Raw genomic sequence first — 14410 nt, 5'->3', positions numbered from 1 at the left:
ACCACTCGGCGCGGCTCGGGCGGGGCGCCTCAGGGCGCGACGCGCCGGGCGACGAAGGCCTTGCGGTTGCCGTGGAAGTAGCCGGTGCCGGTCACATCGCCGGCGTCGTTGATGCGGACGATGTCGTCCAGCCGGTCCCAGCCCTCGCGGCTGCCGTCCAGCAGGTTCATCAGCAGGTGGCTCTTGCCCTGGGTCGAGATGAAGGCGCCGACCGACGAGGCGCCGGCGATCTCGTCGAGGTTGTTCATGTCGCGCGGCGACAGCGTGGCCGACCCGATCGCCGGCACATGGCGCTTCTTGGTGCCGTCGTAGAAGAACGGCACGTAGACGTTCGCCTCGTCTTCGGCGATGCCCAGCACGTGGCCCAGGTTGTTCACGACGTGGGCGTAGCTGGTGTCGCCGCCGAAAGTGCCCAGGTCCTTCATCTGGCCGTTGGCCCAGAGGAAGGCGTGGTGCTTGGTCCAGTTGTTCGGGTTGAGTGTCGACTCGCCCACCACGAAGCCGTTGTCGCTCACGTCGGTGGCCGACGCGTACTGGCCGCCCAGCGTGCCCAGGTCGGTGAGGGTGCCGTTGTCCCAGAGGGCGGCGTGGGTCTCGGGGCCGAAGTCGGCGTTGCCCGCCATCACGCCCCGGTTGTTGAACCGGTAGACCAGCGACATCTCCGGCGCCTCTTGATAGCGGCCGTCGTGCCAGAAGATCGCCGGTGTGAGCGGCACGCCCACCAGCACGTCGCCGGCATCGTTCAAGTCTTTCGCGAGCGCGCCATCGCTGCCTGCCACGAACGCCAGCTGCCCGTGATCGTGCAAGAACACCTGGTGCAGGTAGCGGTTGGACAGATCCTGCGCGCTGCCCATCACCACGCCGCGGTTGTTGATGGCGGCGGGGTAGCGGGGGCGCATGCCGTCCTGGTTCTTCAGCGGCTCGATCCGGTAGACCGGTTGCGCGGCCAAAGCGGCCAGGCAGGCGAACAAGGTCAGCGCGGCGCAGGCGGCGCGAAGGGTTCGTGAGGTCATGGGGGCTGGTCCTGGATGGGGTGGGCAGTCGTGCGGCGGGTTCACGGCGCGATCGGTGTGGCGATGAATGCGCGGGCTTCGCCTTGGTAGCGGCCGTTGCCGACGATCTGCCCGGCGTTGCTGATCCCGTCGACCATTTCCAGCTCCCAGCCGGTGCCGCTGGCGTCGAGCAGGTCGCTCAGGCGGTGGCAGTGCTGGCGCTGCATCAGGAAGACCTCGTTGCGGCGGCCGTTGCCGAACACGCCGACGATCTGGTCTTTCGAATTGATCGCCATCGGCGAGGTGTAGAAGCCCTCGCGGCAGTCGCGCAGCGCCGTCATCTGGCTGCCGTCGTGCAGGTAGGGGCGCCAGGTGCCCGAGGCGTCCTGGGCGCTGCCCACCACGTGCCCGTTGTCGGCAATGGCGCGGGCGTGGCTCTCATTACCGCCCAGCGTGCCCAGGTCGGTGATGGTGCCGTCTTGCCAGCGAAAGGCATGAAAGCGTGAGCCGTTGGGCTCGAGGGCTGCATCGCCGATGACTTGGCCGGCGTTGTTGATCGCCCGGGCGTCTGCACCCACCCCGCCCAGGCCGGGCAGGTCGGTCACCACGCCACCGCGGGCGACGAAGGCGTGGGTCTCGCCGCCCCAGCAGCTGATCCAGCCGGCCAGCCACCGGTCATCGCTCAGGCCCACGGCATGGCTGGTGCCCTGGCAACTCATCTTGGCGCCCAGGTTGTGCAGCACGCCGCTGTGGCTCCACCACGCCGCGTTGACGGTGGCGTCGCCTGCGACATCGCCGCGCCGATTGATGGCGGTCAGGTGGTCGTCGGGCAGGCCGACTTGCACCGTGCGGCCACCCCGGTAGGCATAGCTGGCGATGTTGCGGCCATGCTTGATCAGCGCCAGGCCGACCACCTCGCCCTTGTGGTTGACGCCGGTGGCGGTGATCGGCACCACGTCGTCGCCCGCCGGGACGGGCTCGATGCGGTAGGGCTGCGAGGCGGCCAGCGCGGCGGCCGGCGCCAGGCTGCCAGCCAAGGCGGCGGCTGCCAGGCGGCGCCGCACCGTGGTTCGTGACGGGAACTTCATGCCGTGCTCCTCAGTTCGGATCAGGCATCCTATCCCATCAACTTAAAGGTTATGCCATGCCCCCCTCATTTGGGGTTAGCAAGGCGAGTGTTCGGCGGCGAAGGCGGCCGAACCGGTGCGTCAGTCTTCTTCGGCCTTGGCGGCTTGGCGAGCGGCTTTGGCAGCCTGGCGGGCGGCCTTGGGCTCGTTGCCGGCGGCCTGCTTGGCGGCCTTGCGGGCGGCTTGGCGAGCGGGGCTCTTGGCGGCATTGCCGGCGGCGCCCTTGTTGCCGGCGCCGGCCTTCTTGGCGCCACCCTTGGCAGCCGCCTTGGTGCCGGACTTGGCCGTGCCCTTGGCGGCGTTCTTGGCCGCGGGGCGGGCGGCGATCTTGTCGATGATCTTCTTGCCGGTCTTGGCGGTGGGCTCGTCGGACTCTTCTTCGCCTTCCTTCTTCGGCCGGCCGGTCTTCAGGTTGGGCACTGCGGCCAGCGCGGCCAGGAACGCCTGGTCGGACAAGCCCTTCAGCAGCTCGATGCCGGCGCGCAGCAGCTCGCTCTTCTTGGCCGGCACGGCCAGGCGCGTGGCGCGCTGGCGCAGCTCGTTCAGCGTGGTGTACTCGGCCTTCGGGATCGTGAAGCTGTCGCGCACCAGCTTGGCCTTGGGCACCTTGGGTGTTTCTGCCTTCTGCTCGGTCACTTCGGCCAGCACGGCACTGCCGTTGGTCTTGGTCGCGCTCGAATCGTGTTCGTTCATGGGTTCTCCTTAAAAAACGATATATACAGTTTATACCGTTTTTGATGGCGCGTGTGTCCGACCCGTTGTGCGAGGTGAAGAAAGATTGCCGCGCGTGGGCCGCTGGCAACGGGCCACGCGGCGCCACGCCGCCGGTCATGGCGGCGTGGTGCGCGCGGCGGGGCTGGTCAGGCGGGCTGGGCCGACGGGCAGGCCGAGGGCCCGCGCTGCGGCGAGGCTTCGGCGAAGGCGGCCGCGGCCAGTGGCGTGCACAGCGCGGCGGTGTCGGGCCCGGCGTGGGCCGCCATGGCGTGGCCGGTGGCGAGGGTCGAGGCCGGCGGCATGCAGATCGCATTGAGCACCGCCAGCACGGCCAGCGAATGGCCCTCGGTGGCGGCGGAGATGCCAGACAGTCGCAACACCTGCCCGGTCTCGGGGATGGCGGCCAGCAGGGCCGGCGCGATGTCGACCGCCGACGGGCCGGCCGATGCGAGGGCCGACAGCGCCAGGTGCACGTTGCCGTACAGGTGCTTGGTCACCGACTGCACATCGCCCGGGATCGACTCGCCGGCCACGAGGTAGAGCAGGTCGAGCGCGATGCCGAGGTTGGCGTAGGTCCAGTTCAGGTGGCTGGCGCTGTCGCCGCCGCAGCCGATCGTGCCGGCGGCATAGAACCAGGGGCAGCTGGCCGCCTGGCCCAGCACGCCGGTGACGAAACCGCAGATCGACAGCGGCTCGACCTGGCCGCTGTCGGCCGCGGTGGTGGCCGGCACCGCGCCGAGGCCGGCCGTGTAGTACGCCGCCACCGCGCCGAGGGTCGCCACCACCGGCGCTGCGGCAGGCGGCAGCAGCCCGGTCCAGCGTGTGTCGCCCCGTTGCGCGGCGCGCATCAGCGCCCGCTGCGTGCCCTGCGCCGATTCGCCGCGCAGGCCGCTGGCGCGCAGCAGTGTGTTGGCGTCCCACGCGTCTTCGAAGGCGGCGAGCTCGGCGGGCGACGCAAAGGGCGCGCCGCCGCCGCCTGCCTGGCACAGGGCCGTCGCCGGGATCGCCAGCATCAGCGAGACCAGGTTGACCATGCTCATCGGCAGGCCGCCGGTGGCGTGGCGAAACAGCGGCGACAGCACCGGCGCGCTCCAGCTCGCGTTCAGCGCGGCGGTGAACGCGCCCATCATCGTCTGCAGCAGCGGCAGCAACTGGTCGACCACCGCCTGCAACCCTGCCAGCACCGCCTGGATCAGGTCGCGCACCACGGCCAGCATGTCTTGCAGCAGCGCGCTGAACACCTTGCCAGGCGCCGAGCCCATCGACGTGAAGTAGTCCTGCATCGGCGCGAAGCGCGCATGGCCGATGGCATGGCGGGTGCTGGCCTGCAGCGCCTGCCCGATGGCGGCGTAGGGGTCGTCGCCGGCCGGGGCGCGGGCGGCGGCGAGCGCCTGCAACAGCGCCGCCGGCGGCCGCATCCCGCCGCCATGGTCGAGCAGGGCGTGGAAGATCGGGTTGTTCGACAGGGCGCCTTGCACCAAGGGGTCGTCGGGCTCGTGGCCGTCGGCATACGCCCCGACGCTGGCGCCGCCCACGCGCTGGATCGCCTGGTCGAACAGGCCGCCGATGGTGGCCTGCAGCGGCCCCATGCCCTGGTCGAAGAAGGCCTGCATGCCACCGACCGCGCCCTGGAAGAAGCCGAGGTACTGCTGCACCGTGTGGCTCATCGCCTGCGCTGTGCGCACGATCGCGGGCCAGTCGAAGACCGTGCCCAGCCAGGCGTGCAGCGTCTGGAAGTGCACCTGGACCTGCGCGAACACTGCTTCGGCCAGGTCGAACAACTGGTCGACCGTGGTCACCGCGGTGTCGAGCAGATAGTTGACGCCGTCGAGCACGAACCGGACCGCGGCGTGCACCACGCCACCGATGGTCGTGATCACGGTGTCGGTGATGTCGAGCAGGCCGTGGGCGGCACCGGCGTTCAGGTCGCCGACACCGTCGACATGGTCGATGAACCCGCCGGCCCGGCGTGAGGTGGCGCGCAGCGATGCCAGGTGGGCCTGGGCCTCGTCCGCACTCAGCGTGTGGAACTGCGCCGCGCCGCCGACCACGCCGAAGCGCCAGTGGGTGGCGCGCAGCGGTGCCAGGCGGCGCAGGTGCGGGCCCTCGGCCTGGCCGACCATGCGAACCCCCGGGCGAGCGCGGCGAAGGCGGGTGCCGCCCGCAGCGCCCCGTGGCGCACCGGGCTCGGCCAGGCCCATCAGCCGCGAGATGGCCGAGGCGATGGCCGCCGCCTGCTCGGGGGTGCGGCAGGCGTCGGGCAACACCGGCGTGCCGGTGGGGGTGGTGGCGGCGTACAGCGTGTCGCCGCTCAGCGCCGCCAGCCGGGCCTGGACGACCATGTCCGGCGAGATCGCGATCGTTTCGCCCACCGGCATCAGGCCGGGCACCGACAGCCGCAGCGTCGGCGCCGCCAGCGCGCGGGCCGGCTGCTGGATGTGCAGCCGGCCGCTGCCGTTGGTGCAGACCTGCGCGGCGCGGTGCGCGTCGATGCGGTAGGTGGCCCCGTTGACGGTGATGCGGGCCGCGCCGGTGGCCGTGATCGTCACCCGCTGCAACGCCAGCGGGGCACCGCAGACGTCGCGCAGTTGCACCTCGCAACCGTAGGCGCTGTGCTCGTCGACCCTGTCGCCATGGCGGGTCTCGACCGGCAGCCTGTCCCAGTGGCCGCGCCCGTCCCAGGCCAGGTAGTGCAGCGTGCCGGCGTTGCCGGCGAAGACTTCGACATCACCGTCGTCGTTGGAGGTGGCCGTGAGCGCGGACAGCACCGCCGGCACCACCACCGGCAACGGCTCGCCGTAGCGGGTGGCGCACCGCGGGTCGGGTGCCAGGTGCCACAGGCGGCCGGCGCCCAGGCACAGCAGGTGGATGGCGCCGTGGGCATCGGGCTCGGCATCGATCTGGGTGAACGCCTGGGCCTGGGTCAGCGGGCCCCAGCCGCTGGCGCCGGGGTCGTCGCGCCACTGGTAGGCGTTGCCGTCGGCCAGCACCGCGAACAGCCGGGCGCTGCCGTGGCCATCGACCGCGCTGGCAAGGCCCAGGCTCGGCAGCGCCGTGTGCGTGGGCAGGCGTGTGCCGTGGCCCGAGGGCGTCACGGCCACCAGGTCGCCGTCGTCGCAGACGAAGCGCATCGTCGATGGCCGATTGCCCATCCAGCTGCCGTTCAGGTGGCCCAGCACCAGCCCGGTCTCGACGAACATCGGCGGCTGGCCGGCCTCGATCGACGCGAGCACCAGGTGGTAGGTGGCCTCGGTCGAGCCGGACTCGGCCTCGACCAGCAGCGCGAGGTGGTGGGTGCTGCCGTCGCAGGCGGCATGCAGCGCCGCGATCGACCGCGCCTGCGGCGGCAGCGGCACCGCCAGTTGCACCGGCGTGCCCCAGCGCTGGGGCAAGCCGGGCTGCTCGGTCACCATCGTCAGCGTGGTGGCGCTCGCGGCGAAGACGACGATCGCGCCCGCGGCATCGAGGGTGACGGCGATCGTGTCGGCGCACAGGCCGACCGGTGTCGTCGCGTGGCCGCCCACGGCGTTCGGGTCGGGGTGGTAGTGGTGAACGGCGGCGTCGCTGCCGATGCTGAAGAACTCGGCGTCGCCGCTGCCATTGCGCACCGACGCCAGGCCGGCGCCGGGGTTGACCGCGGTGGCCACCTGCAGGCTTTGCGTGAATGCCGGCTCCACCGTGACCGTCACCGGCGCGGTGGCGCCGGGGTGGGGGTGACGGGCGTTCATGGCGGGGCCTCCAGCAACAGACAGCGGGGGCCCATGGTCGGGCAGCGCGGCGGCGCGCGCCATTACGCCTTATTGCACGGCGCCGAGCAGCCCTTCGATGAGGGTGACGACCTCGGCCGCCTCGCCGACCGTGGCCAGGCCATGGCCCGGCTCGCCGCACAGCAGCCGGTGCAGGCGCTGCACCTGGCCGGGCAGTGCGGCGGTGCGCTCGGTCTGCGTGCCGGCGTGGTCGAGCCGGCCCCAGTCGAACAGCGCGGCATGGTCGGTCGTGCCGCGCACCTCGTAGCGGTTGTGGTCGTCGGCGTCGCCGGCCACGGCTGCGTCGATGGCGCAGGCGACGGGGCCGAAATCGAGCACCGCCTGCAGGCAGGTTTCGGTGCCTGCCGGGCCTCGCTCGACGCGTGCCTGGCGAATGCGGCCGGGGCCGAACAGGCGCAGGCTCAGGAACATGAAGTGCGACAGCACCTCGCGCGCAAAGCCACCCTGCGCCGGGCCCATCAACCAGGCGTTGGCGCCCGACTGCCACGAGCGTGGCCAGCGGGCGAAGCGCAGGGTGAGCTGCACGTCGCGCACCTGGCCCAGCGCGCCGGACTGCACCAACTGCTGCAACTGCAGGCTGGCCTCGGCGCTGGCGAACGGAAAGTTCACCGCCGCCGGCACGCCCGCCGCCGCGATGGCCGCCACGCAGGCGCGGGCCTCGTCGATCGAGGCTGTCAGGGGCTTCTCGCAGAACACCGCCTTGCCGGCCTGGGCCGCTTGTGTCAGCAGCGCGAGGTGGCTGTGCGGCGGCGAGGCGATGTAGACACAGTCGACCTCGGGGTGGTGGATCACCGCGTCGGCGCTGGCCAGCATCGGCACCGGCCCCGCGGCGGCGGCGGGGTCGAACGCCGCGGGGATGCTGAAGTGCGGGTGCTGCTGCAGCGCGTCGACCATGCGTTGGCCCATCACGCCCAGGCCGAGCACACCCACGCCGAAGCGGCGCGTGGCGGAGTCAATCGCAGGTGGGGTGGGCATGGTGGTGGGTGCGGTGAAACCTCGGTGCGTCGATTGTGGCGGGCGGCGGCTTCGTCGTGCAGGCACCGGGCCATCGGGCCTCCCGGCGTTCAGCCAGAACGGCCGGCACCTGACGGTCAACCTGCCGGTGTCTGCCAACCGCGCGCCGCCGGGGTTCTACCTGCTGTTCGCGCTCGACGCGCAAGGTGTGCCGTCGAAGGCGAGGGTGTTGCGGCTCGGGGCTTGAGCGACACAGCGTTTTCAGCGCGATCGGCAATCGGCAATCGAAGGAGGGCAGGCTCAGGCCTTGAGCTTGTCGCCGGGTCTACTGGTGTTTTGACGGGAGACACCAATGATCAATAGCTTTCAATCGACCCCGCCGCGCCTGCTGGTGGGCAACGCTGACCGGGCCCGCTGGGCCATCCGCTGCCTGATGGTGCTGGCCGTGGCCGCCCTGGGCGTGTGGCTCGAGCTGATGCCCACGTTCAGGCTCGAACCGCTGGACCTGCTGCCGATGGTGATCGGCGTGCAGGTGCTGGGCGCGCTGGTGCTGACCGCGTGGCTGTTGTGGTCGCCGGCCTGACGGCGCGGACAGGCCTCTGGCTGGTGGTGCACCGCTTGGCCGTTAGGCGGGCCGACAACCGAAGCAACGAGGTGGGCGCCCAATCCGCTCAGAACTCCGGCGAGGCGTGCTGGTCGGGCAGGCGCTGCGCCAACGCCTCGAGTTGCGTGATGCAGGTGCCCCAGCCGTCGAAGAAGCCGAGCTCTTCGTGCCGGTCGCGGGTGGCCTTGTCGGGGTGCATCACGGTGGCCGTGTAGCGCGTGCCACCGGCCTCGTCGGCCATAGTGATGATGGCCGTGATCGGCATCCACGCCGTCTGCGGGCGCCAGCCAGCGGTCAGGACCGTGGTGAAGACGATGCGCGACGTTTCCACGATCTCGAGAAAGCTGCCGGGGTTGTCGCTGGTGCCGCCGTCGGGGCCCTGCATGAAGGTGTGGAAGGCGCCGCCGGGGCGCAAGTCGAAGGCGCGCACCTCGGTCGTCCAGGGCCGAGGGCACCACCATTCTTTCAACAGCTGCGGGTCGGTCCAGGCGCGCCACAGCTTGGCCCGCGGTGCGCGCACGAGGCGCGAGATGACGAGGTCGTTCGGTTCAGGCGTGGCGGCGGGCGGGTTGCTCATGGGACAGATCCTCCTGATGAAGCTGTTCGACAAAGCTGGCCATGCGGTCGCTGCGGGCTTCCCACAGCGCGCGTTGCTCGGCCAGCCACGAGTGGGCCTGGGTCAAGGTCTTGGGCACCAGTTCGCAGGTGCGCACCCGCCCGACCTTGCGTGAGCGGATCACCTGGCTGCGCTCGAGCACCGACAGGTGCTTCATGAACGATGGCAGTGCCATCGCAAAGGGCGCCGCCAGCGCCGACACCGACGCCGGCCCGCGGCCGAGGGCGCCCACGATGGCCAACCGCGTCGGGTCGCCCAGGGCATAGAACACGTCGGGCAACGGGGTTTGACGGTTAGCCATTTGGCTCAGTGTAGGAGCCTGCCCGCCGTTCGGCAAGAGGGCACCTCACCGGCTTGGCGCCGCTTTGTCAACCCACCCTTTGGGGTGATGTGGAAACGTTTTCTCGCGGTCACACTGGCGCCCTTTTCTCAAACCCAACAAGAGGGATACGCAGCATGAACCACCGCCTCCACCCCATCGCCCGCACCCTGGCCGCCACGGCACTCGCCTTCGGGGCCGTCTCTGCCCATGCGCTGGACACCGCCTGGGCCGACTGGACGACCGAGACCAGCAGCACCACGGTCACCGGCCGCCTGAGCCTGCCCAGCGGCATCGTCAAGGTCAAGTTCAGCGGCCCGACGCTGTACTTCGCGCAGACCGGCACCGGCGAGACCGACTACTGGTCTTCGGGCACGCCCGATGCCTACGCCGTGACAGGCGCGCCCGTCGGCAGCGACCTGCTCGCCTTCGTCGGCGGCAGCGACACCCAGGTTTACAAGATCAGCTTCAGCAAGCCGGTGACCAACCCGGTGATGGCCATCCTGTCGCTGGGCCGCAATGCGGTGCCGACACGGTATGTCTTCAACCAGACGCCGACGCTGCTGTCGTCGGGCGTCGGCTTCTACGGCGGTTGCGCCGACTGCCTGAAGGTCAAGAAAAAGACGCTCACCGGCACCGAAGGCCACGGCGTGGTGCAGTTCATCGGCACCTTCTCGGCCATCAGCTGGAAGCAGCCGGACTACGAGTTCTGGCACGGCGTGACGGTTGGCGCACCGGTCGACGCTAACTGAGGGATGTGACGGCGGCGGCAGCGGCGCTAAGCTGCGCCGCTTTACAGTCACCGAGGAGACCGATTTGACCCGCCGATTCGCTACGCTGGCCCGCGCCGCTGCCTTGACGGCCCTGGCCGCCACTGCCCTGAGTACCCACGCTGCCAACCTGATCAAGGACGGCGGTTTCGAAACGCCGCTGGTGCCGGTGGGCGGGTTCACCCGGTTCGAAACCGGTGAAGTCTTCGGCCCGTGGACGGTGGTCGGCGTGCCCGGCGACGTGGCGATCGTCAGCACGACCTTTGCGCAGAACGGCATCGCGTTCAAGGCCAAGGCCGGCCAGCAGTGGCTGGACCTGACCGGCTTCGCCAGCGACCGCGCGACCGGCGTGGCGCAGACCGTGAAGACCGTGCCAGGGCAAAGTTATGTGCTGGCGTTCTCGGTCGGCAACGTGGTCGACCCGGGCAACGTCTTCGGCAGCGACAGCAGCGTCGATGTCCAGATCGACGGCGTGCCGTTGATGCGCGCCACCTACAGCGGCGGCGTGAACAACGAACTGCGCTGGAAGCGCTTCAGCACCAGCTTCGTGGCCACCGCCAAGCGCACGACCATCGCGTTCATCAACGCCGATCCGCTGAACGACAACAGCAACGGTCTGGACGCCATCACGCTGGCCCCTGCGGCCGACTGACGCGGCGCCGAAGGCGAGTGGGGCTCGCGCTGGGGCGGTGATCAACTCGCAACCGGGTGTCACGATGGATGCGAGCGCACCAAGGCCCCAGTGGGGCTGGGGCGAGGTCAAAAGCCCCTGCCAAGCTTGAGCGAGGCGGTCTGCACACGGCCCATCGGCGCGTACGCTTCGTCACACGGCTGCCATGAACCGCGCCTACACTGACTTCACTCGAGCGCAGAACCGGCCGCACCACTGGGCGGAGGGCTGAACAAGGCCCAGGGAACCCGTCACCCAGCGCTTCGAAGGCCGACGCCACGCACCGCGTGACGATCGGCAGGCAAGCCCGCCGCCAGCAATGGCCGCGGGCTTTTCTCATTCCACGCTGCCTGTTGACCTGCCGGAGCGCGCGGCGCGCTTTGCCGATTCGAGCCGCCACTTGCGCCAGTCGATGCATTGTTATATAACCTGTTATCAATTTAAGCATCGCATGAAGCAAGACGTCGTCAAGGAGCTGGGCCTGCTGGCGCTGGGCACCCGGCTCAAGCGCATCGGTGAGCGCCTGCAGGCGCAGACCCAGTCCGTGCTCGCATCGGCCGGCGTCGCCACGCCGGCCTCGCACTTCCCGCTGCTGGCGGCGCTGGATCGGCTGGGCGCGATGAGCGTCGGCGAGCTGGCCGACGCGCTGGGTGTCAGCCAGCCCGGCGTGACTCGACAGCTGGCCAATTTGCAGGCAGAAGGCCTGGTGCAGGCCGAGCCGTCGCCCGGTGACCTGCGCTCGCGAACCATCGATCTCACCAAGGCCGGCAAACAGCTCGTGGCGCGCGCCAAACGCTCGACCTGGCCGGCGATCGAGGCGGCGGTGAGCGACGCGTGCGCTGCCGATGGCCGGGCCTTGCTCGCGTTGCTGGCCACGCTGGAGCAGGCCCTGGCAGACGAGAGCCTGAACGACCGTGCCAACCGTTTATCGACTGGAGGAAAGCGCCGTGCCGCATCCACTTGATCGCCCGGTGTGGGCCAGCTTGACGACGCACCACGCGCCACTGTCCGAAGGCACGCCGTGGGCCCGGCGTTTCGAGCGCCAGGTCAATGTCTTCGCCTCGGCCTGTGACGACAGCGAACCGTCGCTCGCCGCCCTGGTCGACCTGGTGCCACCGGGTGAGCGGGTCTATGTGCTGCAGGTGCCCGAGATCGCCGTGCCGCCCGGCTTGCGCGTCGTCAAGCAGGCCAAGGGCGTGCAGATGGTGGCCACGCGCAGCCTGGCGCAAGAGGCCGACCTGGCCGGCATCGCCGATCTGGCCGACGCAGACGCGCCAGACATGCTCGCCCTGGCGCAGCTGACCGAGCCCGGGCCGTTTCTGGCCCGCACACACCTGATGGGCGGGTTCATCGGCGTGCGCGAAGACGGCCGCTTGCTCGGCATGGCCGGTGAGCGCCTGCGGCTGCCGGGCTACACCGAAGTCAGCGGTGTCTGCACGCACCCCGACGCGCGTGGCCGCGGCTTCGCGCGCCGGTTGTCGGCGGTGGTGGCTGCGCGCATCGAGGCGCGCGGCGAGCAACCGTTTCTGCATGCGTGGGCCAGCAACGCCGCGGCCATCGCGCTGTATGCGTCGCTGGGTTTCGCGCAGCGGGCCGAGGTTCACGTGGCGGTCCTGGAGCGCCCCGCCGAGCGTTGACGGTGGCACCGGGTTGCCACGACGGGCGGTCGTCCGACAGCGTGGCGGCCCGCGCGCTGACACCGCGCCGATGCCGATGCGAAATACTGCCGCATGACACTTTCTGCACTGCTGGGGCGCGTGGCGTACGGCCCGTTTTCCAAAGCCCTGCCCGCGATGGGCGACACCGAGCGCGCGGCGCTGGAGGCCGGCAGCGTCGGCTTCGAGGGTGAGCTGTTCGCCGGGCGGCCCAATTGGGACGCGCTGCGCTCGCGTGGCGCCAATCGGCTGACCCCGGCCGAGCAGGCTTTTCTCGACCACGAGGTGCGCAGCCTCACCGCGATGCTCGACGACTTCGCGATCGACGAGGCGCGCGACCTGCCGCCCGAGGTCTGGCGCTATCTGCGCGAGAAGAAGTTCTTCGGCATGATCATCCCGGCGGCCTACGGTGGGCTGGGCTTCGGCCACTTCGCGCATGCCGCGGTCGTCACGCGCATCGCCACGGTCAATGTCGCCGCTGCCGTGACGGTGATGGTGCCCAACTCGCTGGGCCCGGCCGAGCTGCTGTTGCGCTACGGCACCGACAGCCAGAAGGCGCACTTCCTGCCGCGCCTGGCCGATGGCCGCGAGCTGCCGTGCTTCGGCCTGACCTCGCCCTATGCCGGCTCGGACGCGGCGTCGATCCCCGACACCGGCGTGTTATGCGAGCGCGAGATCGACGGCCGGCGCGTGCGCGGCTTCGAGGTCAGCTTCGACAAGCGCTACATCACGCTCGCGCCGGTGGCCACAGTGGTCGGCCTGGCCTTCCAGGCGGTGGACCGATCGCGGCCCGAGGGCGAGCAGCCATTGGGCATCACCTGCGCGTTGATCCCGGTGCCCACCGCGGGCATGACCATCGGCCGGCGACACCTGCCGATGAACTCGGCCTTCATGAACGGCCCGATCCGCGGCGACAAGGTGTTCGTGCCGATGGACTGGGTGATCGGCGGCGAGGCCCAGGTCGGGCAGGGCTGGCGCATGCTGATGGAGAGCCTGGCAGCAGGGCGCTCGATTTCGCTGCCGGCGCTCGGCGCGGCGATGCAGCAGGCCTCGCTGTATGTCGCCAACGGCTATGGCCGCATCCGTGAGCAGTTCGGCCTGCCGATCGGCAGGTTCCACGCCGTGGCGGCGCTGGTGTCGCGCATGGCGGTGGACCTGTACGCGAGCGACGCGGCGCGCCGCTACACCGCGGCCGCGCTCGATGCCGGCGAGCAGCCGAGCCTGGCCGGCGCCATCCTCAAGGTGCAACTGACCGAGGCGGGCCGGCGCGCGGTCACCGATGGCATGGACATCCTCGGCGGCAAGGGCATCATCCGCGGCCCGAAGAACCTGCTGGGGGTGGCGTATCGCCACGCGCCGATCGCGATCACCGTCGAAGGCGCCAACCTGCTGACGCGGGCGCTGATCATCTTCGGCCAGGGCGCCGTGCGTTGCCACCCCTACGTGCTGGCCGAGATGAAGGCGGTGGCCGAGCACGACGAGCGCGCACTGGGTGCAGCCCTGCTGGGTCATGGCGGGCACGTGCTGCGCAACCTGTGGCGCAGCGTGGCGTGGGCGCCGGTGCGCGGCACGCCGCCGGCCGATCTGCGGCGCGAGGCCGCGATGATTGCGCGCCTGTCGGCTGCGTTTGGGTTGACGGCCGACCTGGCGATGGGGCTGCTGGGCGGCAAGCTCAAGCGGCTGGAGCTGCTGTCGGCGCGCCTGGGCGATGTGCTGTCGGCCCTGTACCTGGCCAGCGCCGCTGTCTGGCGCTACCAGGTCGAGGCCGACCCGAAGATGCTGCCGTTCGCGCAGGCGGCGATCCGCGTGCAGCTGGCGCGTGGTGCGGACACGCTGCACGAGCTGTACGCCAACCTGCCGTCGCGCGCCTTGCGCTGCGCCGCGCCGCTGCTGTTGCGAGGCACCCGGCAGCGCCGGCCGCTGAAAGACCGCCACGTGCTCGAGCTGGCCGACCTGCTGCGCGACGACCCCGCTGTCATCGCGCGGCTGTGCCCCGATCTGTCGATGCCCAAGAGCGGTGGCTTGCGCGACCTGATGCAGGCCATCGAGCTGTCGCGGGCGGTGGCCGACGAGTGGCCCGCGCTGAACAAGGCGCTGCGCCGCACCCGATCGCTCGAGCAGGCGGCGGCCGGCGCGCGCGACCCCGCCGCCGCGCTGGCCTATCTGCGAGCCGCCGACCGGGTCATCCAGGTCGACGACTTCGCGCCGTGATCGCGGCGCCC

The 14410-nt window shown here is 70.7% G+C and carries 14 protein-coding genes; 7 read left to right on the top strand and 7 right to left on the bottom strand.

Annotated features, from left to right (window positions below; all coding sequences use genetic code 11):
* Window positions 1-29: 29 nt before the first annotated feature.
* The 5 genes from ACE3SG_RS03770 to ACE3SG_RS03750 form a co-directional block, all read right to left on the bottom strand.
* Window positions 30-1013 (bottom strand): hypothetical protein, encoded by a 984-nt coding sequence (locus tag ACE3SG_RS03770; protein ID WP_374562650.1) that lies wholly within the window; start codon window positions 1011-1013, stop codon window positions 30-32.
* Window positions 1014-1054: 41 nt separating this feature from the next.
* Complete coding sequence (locus ACE3SG_RS03765) at window positions 1055-2080, bottom strand: hypothetical protein (protein ID WP_374562649.1); 1026 nt, start codon at window positions 2078-2080, stop codon at window positions 1055-1057.
* Between the two features lie 120 nt (window positions 2081-2200).
* Window positions 2201-2812: a hypothetical protein gene (locus tag ACE3SG_RS03760; RefSeq protein ID WP_374562647.1), complete on the bottom strand. Its 612-nt coding sequence runs from the start codon at window positions 2810-2812 to the stop codon at window positions 2201-2203.
* A 167-nt stretch (window positions 2813-2979) separates the two neighbouring features.
* The gene (locus ACE3SG_RS03755; RefSeq protein WP_374562646.1) at window positions 2980-6561 is read right to left on the bottom strand and encodes a hypothetical protein; all 3582 of its coding nucleotides are present in this window, start codon (window positions 6559-6561) and stop codon (window positions 2980-2982) included.
* Window positions 6562-6630: 69 nt separating this feature from the next.
* Window positions 6631-7575 (bottom strand): Gfo/Idh/MocA family protein, encoded by a 945-nt coding sequence (locus tag ACE3SG_RS03750; protein WP_374562645.1) that lies wholly within the window; start codon window positions 7573-7575, stop codon window positions 6631-6633.
* On the opposite strand from ACE3SG_RS03750, the gene ACE3SG_RS03745 reads away from it, so the two are divergent.
* Together ACE3SG_RS03745 and ACE3SG_RS03740 are read left to right on the top strand one after the other, a co-directional pair.
* Entirely contained in the window at window positions 7457-7801 is a 345-nt protein-coding gene (locus ACE3SG_RS03745; RefSeq protein WP_374562644.1) for a galactose oxidase-like domain-containing protein, read from the top strand. The genes ACE3SG_RS03750 and ACE3SG_RS03745 overlap by 119 nt on opposite strands.
* Before the next feature lie 105 nt (window positions 7802-7906).
* Window positions 7907-8137 (top strand): hypothetical protein, encoded by a 231-nt coding sequence (locus tag ACE3SG_RS03740; RefSeq protein WP_374562643.1) that lies wholly within the window; start codon window positions 7907-7909, stop codon window positions 8135-8137.
* A gap of 88 nt (window positions 8138-8225) precedes the next feature.
* On the opposite strand, the gene ACE3SG_RS03735 is transcribed toward ACE3SG_RS03740, so the two are convergent.
* Window positions 8226-8735 (bottom strand): SRPBCC family protein, encoded by a 510-nt coding sequence (locus ACE3SG_RS03735; RefSeq protein ID WP_374562642.1) that lies wholly within the window; start codon window positions 8733-8735, stop codon window positions 8226-8228.
* Window positions 8707-9075, bottom strand: a complete 369-nt coding sequence (locus ACE3SG_RS03730; protein WP_374562641.1) for an ArsR/SmtB family transcription factor — start codon at window positions 9073-9075, stop codon at window positions 8707-8709. The genes ACE3SG_RS03735 and ACE3SG_RS03730 overlap by 29 nt, the downstream gene beginning before the upstream one ends.
* 155 nt (window positions 9076-9230) lie before the next feature.
* Here ACE3SG_RS03730 and ACE3SG_RS03725 point away from each other — a divergent pair, with 155 nt between their 5' ends.
* The 5 genes from ACE3SG_RS03725 (at window position 9231) to ACE3SG_RS03705 (ending at window position 14399) form a co-directional block, all read left to right on the top strand.
* Entirely contained in the window at window positions 9231-9845 is a 615-nt protein-coding gene (locus ACE3SG_RS03725; protein WP_374562640.1) for a hypothetical protein, read from the top strand.
* Between the two features lie 64 nt (window positions 9846-9909).
* Window positions 9910-10515, top strand: coding sequence for a DUF642 domain-containing protein (locus tag ACE3SG_RS03720; protein WP_374562639.1), 606 nt, complete (start codon window positions 9910-9912; stop codon window positions 10513-10515).
* Window positions 10516-10984: 469 nt separating this feature from the next.
* Window positions 10985-11497: a MarR family winged helix-turn-helix transcriptional regulator gene (locus ACE3SG_RS03715; RefSeq protein WP_374562638.1), complete on the top strand. Its 513-nt coding sequence runs from the start codon at window positions 10985-10987 to the stop codon at window positions 11495-11497.
* Window positions 11481-12170: a GNAT family N-acetyltransferase gene (locus ACE3SG_RS03710; RefSeq protein WP_374562637.1), complete on the top strand. Its 690-nt coding sequence runs from the start codon at window positions 11481-11483 to the stop codon at window positions 12168-12170. Before ACE3SG_RS03715 ends, ACE3SG_RS03710 begins: the two co-directional genes overlap by 17 nt.
* Window positions 12171-12263: 93 nt before the next feature.
* Entirely contained in the window at window positions 12264-14399 is a 2136-nt protein-coding gene (locus ACE3SG_RS03705; protein ID WP_374562636.1) for an acyl-CoA dehydrogenase, read from the top strand.
* Window positions 14400-14410: the final 11 nt, after the last annotated feature.

The organism is Ideonella sp. (assembly GCF_041914305.1).
Lineage (GTDB): Bacteria > Pseudomonadota > Gammaproteobacteria > Burkholderiales > Burkholderiaceae_C > Ideonella.
The sequence above is the reverse complement of the archived record's forward strand: the minus strand, read 5'-3'. Positions and strand labels throughout refer to the sequence as shown.